This window comes from Variovorax sp. P1_H12_2, assembly GCF_056405335.1.
Map to the genome: position 1 here is coordinate 1 of NZ_JBFUCI010000339.1, position 7,173 is coordinate 7,173.

8 protein-coding genes are annotated in these 7,173 nt (G+C 68.8%); 2 read left to right on the forward strand and 6 right to left on the reverse strand.

Annotation, left to right across the window (positions count from 1 at the left end; all coding sequences use genetic code 11):
- Positions 1–81 precede the first annotated feature (81 nt).
- The 3 genes from AC1D2K_RS26055 to lplT are packed head-to-tail and all read right to left on the reverse strand — an operon-like array spanning position 82 to position 2,784.
- Positions 82–576 (reverse strand): glutathione peroxidase, encoded by a 495-nt coding sequence (locus AC1D2K_RS26055; protein WP_478092164.1) that lies wholly within the window; start codon positions 574–576, stop codon positions 82–84.
- Positions 573–1,475, reverse strand: coding sequence for a DMT family transporter (locus AC1D2K_RS26060; protein WP_478092166.1), 903 nt, complete (start codon positions 1,473–1,475; stop codon positions 573–575). The genes AC1D2K_RS26055 and AC1D2K_RS26060 overlap by 4 nt, the downstream gene beginning before the upstream one ends.
- 4 nt (positions 1,476–1,479) lie before the next feature.
- Entirely contained in the window at positions 1,480–2,784 is a 1,305-nt protein-coding gene (gene lplT / locus AC1D2K_RS26065) for a lysophospholipid transporter LplT (RefSeq protein ID WP_478092167.1), read from the reverse strand.
- A 172-nt stretch (positions 2,785–2,956) separates the two neighbouring features.
- Between lplT and alr the strand changes: the two genes are divergently transcribed.
- Both alr and AC1D2K_RS26075 read left to right on the forward strand, forming a co-directional pair.
- Positions 2,957–4,045, forward strand: a complete 1,089-nt coding sequence (alr, locus tag AC1D2K_RS26070) for an alanine racemase (RefSeq protein ID WP_478092168.1) — start codon at positions 2,957–2,959, stop codon at positions 4,043–4,045.
- A 92-nt stretch (positions 4,046–4,137) separates the two neighbouring features.
- A complete protein-coding gene (locus AC1D2K_RS26075) occupies positions 4,138–4,848 on the forward strand; it encodes a hypothetical protein (RefSeq protein ID WP_478092170.1) in 711 nt (236 codons plus the stop codon).
- Between the two features lie 9 nt (positions 4,849–4,857).
- Here AC1D2K_RS26075 and AC1D2K_RS26080 read toward each other — a convergent pair whose 3' ends face one another.
- The 3 genes from AC1D2K_RS26080 to AC1D2K_RS26090 form a co-directional block, all read right to left on the reverse strand.
- Complete coding sequence (locus AC1D2K_RS26080) at positions 4,858–5,835, reverse strand: 2-dehydropantoate 2-reductase (protein WP_478092172.1); 978 nt, start codon at positions 5,833–5,835, stop codon at positions 4,858–4,860.
- 138 nt (positions 5,836–5,973) lie between these two features.
- A complete protein-coding gene (locus tag AC1D2K_RS26085; protein ID WP_478092173.1) occupies positions 5,974–6,765 on the reverse strand; it encodes a class II aldolase/adducin family protein in 792 nt (263 codons plus the stop codon).
- Between the two features lie 142 nt (positions 6,766–6,907).
- A partial coding sequence (locus AC1D2K_RS26090) for a tripartite tricarboxylate transporter substrate-binding protein (RefSeq protein WP_478092174.1) occupies positions 6,908–7,173 on the reverse strand: 266 nt, incomplete at its 5' end.

Below are 7,173 nucleotides of genomic sequence, written 5' to 3' on the forward strand. Positions count from 1 at the left end.
AGTCCAGGGACACCGCGGAACCGGCTTTGCCGGGCCGCCGGTGTCGCCCCCGGTCGGGGGTGGGCGACTACACGAAGTGAGTCAACCTGGGGGCGAGCCCAATGCCATTTCTATGTCGCCGGCGATGGACTCGGGCTTGTCGACCGGCGCGTAGCGCTTGAGCACCCGGCCGTCCTTGCCGACCAGGAACTTGGTGAAGTTCCACTTGATCGCGGTGCTGCCCAGCAGGCCCGGAGCCTCCTTGACCAGCCACTTGTAGAGCGGCGCGGCGTCGGCGCCGTTGACGTCGATCTTCTCCATCATCGGAAAGCTGACGCCGTAGTTGCGGGTGCAGAAGGCGCCGATTTCCTCGTTGGTGCCGGGGTCCTGGCTCATGAACTGGTTGGACGGGAAGCCCAGCACCGTCAGGCCCTGGGCCGCGTAGGTCTTGTACAGCGCCTCCAGCCCCTCGAACTGGGGCGTGAAGCCGCACTTGCTGGCCGTGTTGACGATCAGCAGCACGCGGCCGCGGTAGTCCGACAGCGGGGTCGGCTGGCCGTCGATGCGGCGGGCCTCGAAATCGTAGATGCTGGTCATGGCATGTCCTTGCAGGGAACAGGTTGTCGATCATCACCTTCCGTGGGCTCGCCTGCAAATGCCGACCACACCGCGGCCAGCACGATCAGCGCGCCGCCGAACCAGATCCGCGCCTCCATCGAGGCCGCACCGAGCGCGACCGACGAGGTGCTCGCGAACAGCACCTCCGACAGCATGATCACCGAGATCGCGCCGGCCGTGAGCCGGGCCGCCCCGTACTGCAGGCAGACGTTCGCGAAGACGAAGCCGGTGCCCAGCACCAGGGCCCAGCCCCACCAGGCCGGCGCCGCCAGCGGCGGCGTCGCGATCGCCCCCAGCGCGGTGCCGGCCAGCGCGGTCACGCCGGCCACCAGCGCGCAGCCGCCGAACATCGCCAGCGCGCGCGCCTCGCCGGGCGCGCTGCGCAGCCGGCGCAGCAGGATGTTGGTCACCGCGAAGCCGAAGCCGGCCGCCACCCCGAGCCAGTCCGGCAGGCTGGACGGCACCGGCCAGTCGGTCTCRGGCGTCTTGAGCACCACCATCACGCCCGTCAGCGCCAGCGCCACGCGGGCCAGTGCCGCCAGGCTCGGGCGTTCGCCCAAAAAGGCCCAGGCCAGCAGCACGCTCCACAGCGGCATCAGGTAGAACAGCAGCACCACCCGCACCACGTCCCCCTGCGTCACCGCCCAGTTGAAGCCGACATTGGTGAAGCCCGCCGCCAGGCCCAGCAGCACCAGCCCCGGCTGTTGCGCGAAGAATGCCCAGAGGTGGCGGCGCAGCAGCGCCATGGCGATCGCGATGGCGGCATAGACCAGGCAGGTGGCCCACACCGGGTGCAGGCCATGGCCTTCGATCTGCCGGAAGGGAAACCAGGAGACGCCCCAGACGAAGGCGTTGAAGATCAGCGCGAGAGCAGGCAAGAGATCAGTGGTGCTTGTCGCTGCGCGCGATGGCGAGCAGGTGCTCGACTTCTTCGGGGTAGCGTTTCAGGTTGTTCTGGTGCCAGCGCCTGATGAGCCACATGAAGCCGGCCACCACGACGCCGAAGGCGGTGATGGCCGAATAGGCCGAGAGGCCGATGCCGGTGCAGGCGCTGTAGAACGCGCCCAGGACGAGGATGCAGGATTGCTCGTTGAAGTTCTGCACCGCGATCGACCGGCCGGCGCCCATCAGGTTGTGGCCGCGGTGCTGCAGCAGCGCGTTCATCGGCACCACCAGGAAGCCGCCCAGGCCGCCGAGCAGGATCAGGAAGGGAACGGCGATCCAGATGCTGCCGATGAAGTTCATGCCGATCACCAGCAGGCCCATGCCGATGCCCATCGGGATCACGCGCGTGGCCATGTCCAGCCGCATCCGCATCGAGGCCACGATGGCGCCCACCGCGGTGCCGATCGCCACCACCCCGGTCAGCGACGAGGCCTGCGCCGTGTTGTAGCCCAGCGCCAGCGAGGCCCAGGCCAGGACGATGTACTTGAGATTGCCGCCGGCGCCCCAGAACAGCGTGGTGGTGGCCAGCGAGATCTGCCCGAGCTTGTCGCGCCAGAGGCGCGAATTGCAGTGCCAGAAATCGGGCAGCAGGGCGAACACGTTGCGCACGATGCCGTGGTGCGGATTGGCGCGCAGTGGCCGCATCTCGACGCCGGTGTGCGGAATGCGCGTGTTGAACCAGGCCGCCACGATGTAGACCAGGATCAGCGCCGAGATCGCGGCCTCGGGCGCCGTGTTGATGCCGGTGTCGATGATGGGGAAGTCGAGCGCCAGCAGGTGGCTCGACAGCGTATGGCCCACCAGCTGGCCGCCGAGCACGATGCCCAGGATGATCGACGCGATGGTCAGGCCCTCGATCCAGCCGTTGGCCTTGACCAGCTGGGAGGCCGGCAGCAGCTCGGTCAGGATCCCGTACTTGGCCGGCGAATAGGCCGCGGCGCCGAGCCCGACGATGGCATAGGACAGCAGCGGATGCGAGCCGAACAGCATCATCACGCATCCCACCACCTTGATCGCGTTGCTGATGAACATGACCCTGCCTTTGGGCAAGGCGTCGGCGAAGGCGCCCACCAGCGGCGCCAGCGCCACATAGAAGACGGTGAAGATCGGCACCAGCGCGGCGCGCTGCCACTCCGGCGCGCCGCTGGTTCGCATGAGCTCCACCGCGGCTACGAAAAGCGCGTTGTCGGCCAGCGACGAAAAGAACTGGGCCGACATGATGGTGTAGAAACCGCGCTTCATCGATGAGCTGGCTGGCCGCGGGTGGGACCGCTGGCGATAGTGGAAAAATGGCCCGCTTCAGAGGCGGGTGCGCGGTTATAGCATGGGGTGCGCGATGTCAGAATGGCGCTTTCCGCGCATCACGCCGGGCCTTTTTGTGTGAGCGTTTCCAGCTTTTCACCAGGTTTTTGCCGTGCCACGTCCCATCCTAGCCACCGTTCACGCCGCCGCCTTGCGCCACAACCTCGACCGGGTCCGCCGCGCCGCGCTCGATTCCCGGGTCTGGGCGGTCGTCAAGGCCAACGCCTACGGGCACGGCATCGAACGGGTTTTCGATGCCTTCCGGGCCGCCGACGGCTTCGCGCTGCTCGACCTGGCCGAGGCCGAACGGGTGCGCGCGCTGGGCTGGCGCGGCCCGATCCTGCTGCTCGAAGGCGTGTTCGAGACCCGCGACCTCGAACTGTGCTCCCGCCTCGACCTCTGGCACGCGGTGCACTGCGACGCCCAGATCGACATGCTGGCCGCCCACAAGACGCAGGTGCCGCAGCGCGTCTTCCTCAAGATGAACTCCGGCATGAACCGCCTGGGCTTCGCGCCCGAACGCTTCCGCTCGGCCTGGACGCGGCTGAATGCGCTGCCGCAGGTCGACGAGATCTCGCTGATGACGCATTTCAGCGATGCCGACGGCGACCGCGGCATCACGCACCAGCTCGAGGTCTTCGACCACGCCACCCAGGACCTGCCGGGCGAACGCTCGGTCGCCAACAGCGCCGCCACGCTGCGCCACGCGACCCAGACCCGGGCCGACTGGGTGCGGCCGGGCATCGTGCTGTACGGCAGCGCGCCCGATTTTCCCGAGCATGACGCGGCGCACTGGCAGCTGCAGCCGGCCATGACGCTGTCCACGCGGCTGATCGGGGTGCAGACGCTGAAGGCCGGCGACACCATCGGCTACGGCTCCAGCTTCCGCGCCGAGGGCCCGCTGCGCATCGGCGTGGCCGCGGTCGGCTACGCCGACGGCTATCCGCGCCACTGCAGCACCGGCACGCCGGTGCTGGTGAACGGGGTGCGCACGCGGATGGTCGGGCGCGTCAGCATGGACATGATCACGGTCGACCTGACCCCGGTGCCCGACGCCGGATTCGGCAGCGAGGTCACGCTGTGGGGCCGTTCGTCGAAGGGCGCCTTGCTGCCGATCGACGAGGTCGCGAAGGCCGGTGGYACCGTGGGCTACGAGCTGATGTGCGCGGTGGCTCCCCGCGTGCCGATCACGGCGGACTGAATGGCCCCCACGCTCCCCACTGCGTGTGGTCGCTGCCCCCCGAGGGGGCCGCAGGCCGCCTTGGGGCGGCCCGGCGCCGGCCTGAACGATGCATGAGGATCCTKTCCGACTGGCGCTCGGTCCGGCTCTGGGAATCGCGGCTCGAGCAGGAGCTGCATCGCAGCCACGACCTGCGCCTGCACGGCTTCGCGATCGGCACCACGATCCTGCTGCTGATGTGGCTGGTGTCGCACCTGCAGATGCGCCTGGGCGTCGACTCGCTGGCCCTGCGCTACGCGCTGACGCTGGGCGCCGGCTACGCCGTCTACCTGCTGCTCCTGCGCTGGTGGGCCGGAAGATTGGTGCAGCGCAACACAAACTTCGATCCCGATCTGCCGGACCCCGGCACCTTCGATGGTCCGTCGGCGCACGGCTCAGGGGGCCAGTTCGATCTGCCTGACGTGGGCGGTGGTGCGCTCGACCTCGCGGGCGGTCTCGACGAGGGCGCGGTCTTCGTGGTGCCGGTCGTGGCCATCTTCCTGATCGGCGTCGCCATCGTGTGCGGCGCCGGCGCGCTGGTGCTGCTCTATTTCGGCTGGGACGCGCTGCTCGCGGTGGCGATCGAGATCGCGTTCTCGTACGTGTCGGCGCGCGCCGTGGTGCGCATCGCGCGCGAAGGCTGGCTGGCGGTCGCGCTGCGCCTGAGCTGGAAGCCGCTGCTCGGGGCGCTGCTGTGCGCGGTGCTGCTCGGCGCGGCGATCGACCGCTTCATGCCGCAGGTGAATTCGCTGCCGGCGGCGGTGCGGGCGCTGATGGGGCGCTGAGGCCGGCGCTCAGTACAACCCCAACTGCCGCGTCCGCAGCCGCGCCAGCCCCAGTAGCGCATCGGTGAACGGCGTCGCCACGCCGGCGCGCTGGCCCAGCTCGCGCACCGCGGTCACCAGCGCGTCGAGCTCGACCGCGCGGTGGGCCTCCACGTCCTGCAGCATCGAGGTCTTGAAGGCGCCGAGCTTGCGGGTGATGGCGTGCCGGTCCTCGGGGCTGTCGGCGATCGGCACGCCGATGCGCGCGCCGATCTCCTTGGCCTCCAGCATGATCGTGGAGATGAAGCCGCGCACCAGGTCGTCGTTGAGGATGAGGTCGGTGGTGGCGCCGGTCAGCGCGCTGATCGGGTTGACCGTCATGTTGCCCCAGAGCTTGTACCAGACGTCCTTCTGGATCTGCGGCGAGAGCTGGGTGTCGATGCCCGTGCCCGCCAGCAGGTCGAGCAGCGCCTTCGCGCGCGGAGTCGCCTCGCCCGAGGGCTCGCCGATGATCAGGCCGTTGCCGAAGTGATGCCGCACCACGCCGGGCGCGTCGAGCGAGCAGCTCGCGTGCACCACGCAGCCGATCACGTGCCTGGCGGGGATCGCGGCGTCGATGCGGCCGCCCGGGTCCACGGCCTCGAGCTGCGCGCCGGCCAGCGGGCCGCCGAAGCCACCCTGAAGGAACCACCACGGCACGCCGTTCATGGCCGTGAGCACGATGGTGTCCGGGCCCAGCAGCGGCGCGATCTGCTGCGCCACCGCGGGCAGCGCCGGCGCCTTCACGGCCACGATCACGAGGTCCTGCACGCCGAGCGTCTTCGGGTCTTCGCTGGCGTTGACCGGCACCGCCACGCGCGTGTCGCCGCTCGCCAGCACCAGCCCGTCGCGCTTCAGGGCTTCCAGCGTGGCGCCGCGCGCCACCACGTCGATGGTCGAGCCCGCCTGCGCGAGCTTCGAGCCGATCCAGCCGCCGATCGCGCCGGCGCCGTAGATGCACACTTTCATTGAGGGATGCTCCTTTGATCTTCGGTCGGGGCACACCTTGCCCCATTCCAGGAATACCGCGGAACCGGCTTTGCCGGGCCGCTGGTATTGCCCCCTGCAAGGGGGTGGGCGGCCACACGAAGTGGGCCAACCTGGGGGTTATTGCGTGTACGTGGAGTCGATGCGGTCGACCTGGCGCACCAGGGCGTCGAACACATCCTTGCCGGCGCCGTGCGCCGGATTGAATTGCAGCGCATCGCGCGTGCAGCGCTGCGCGATCTCTTCGGCGACCGGGATCGCCGGCCCCATCGAGAGAGTCGCCAGCTGGATCTCGCAGGCGCGCTGCAGCGTCCAGAGGATCGCGAAGGTCTGCGGCAGCGTCTGGCCCCAGGCCAGCAGGCCGTGGTTGCGAAGGATCACCGCCTGCCGGTCGCCCATGCTCCTGAGCAGGCGCGGACCCTCGTCGGCGTGAATGGTGATGCCCTCGAACTCATGGTAGGCCACCATGCCGTGCAACTGCGCGGTATAGAAATTGGTCTGCTGCAGGCCGCCCTGCACGCAGGCCACCGCCACGCCGGCGGTGGTGTGGGTGTGCATCACGCAATGTGCGCCGGGCAATCCGTCGTGGATGGCGGCATGCACCGTGAAGCCGGCCGGATTGACCGGGTAGGTCGAGCCGTCGAGCACCTTGCCCTGCAGGTCGATCTTGACCAGGTTGCTGGCCGTGACCTCGCTGTAGTGCAGGCCGAAGGGATTGATCAGGAACTGCTTCTCGCCACCGGTCACGCTGTCGGGCAGCCGCACCGTGATGTGGTTGTAGATCATCTCGGTCCAGCCCAGCATCGCGAACACGCGGTAGCAGGCGGCGAGCTCCAGCCTTGCGGCGCGCTCGTCGGGGTGGATCGCGGGATGCACCAGCGCCGAGGGCGTCGGGGTGGCGAGTGTGTTCACGGCATTTCCTTCAAGTAATTCATTACGCCCCAGTCCCCTTCCAGGAATACCGCGGAACCGGCTTTGCCGGGCCGCTGGTATTGCCCCCGGCGAGGGGGTGGGCGGCTACACGAAGTGAGCCAACCTGGGGGTGAGTCAGTGATCAGTTTTCCGCGGTGAAGCCGACCTGCTTGACGATCGGCGCCCACTTGGCGGTGTCTTTCTTGATCAGTTCCGTCAGCTCGGCGGGCGTCGAGGACATCGCCTCCAGGCCGAAGCCCGCCAGGCCGTCGATCACGTCCTTTTGCGCCAGCGCGGTCCTGAAGGCGGCGTTGGCGCGGTTCACCACTTCGGGCGAGGCCTTGGCCGGCAGCAGGAAGGCGAACCATTCGCTGTGTGTCATGTCCTTGATGCCCTGCTCCTCGAAGG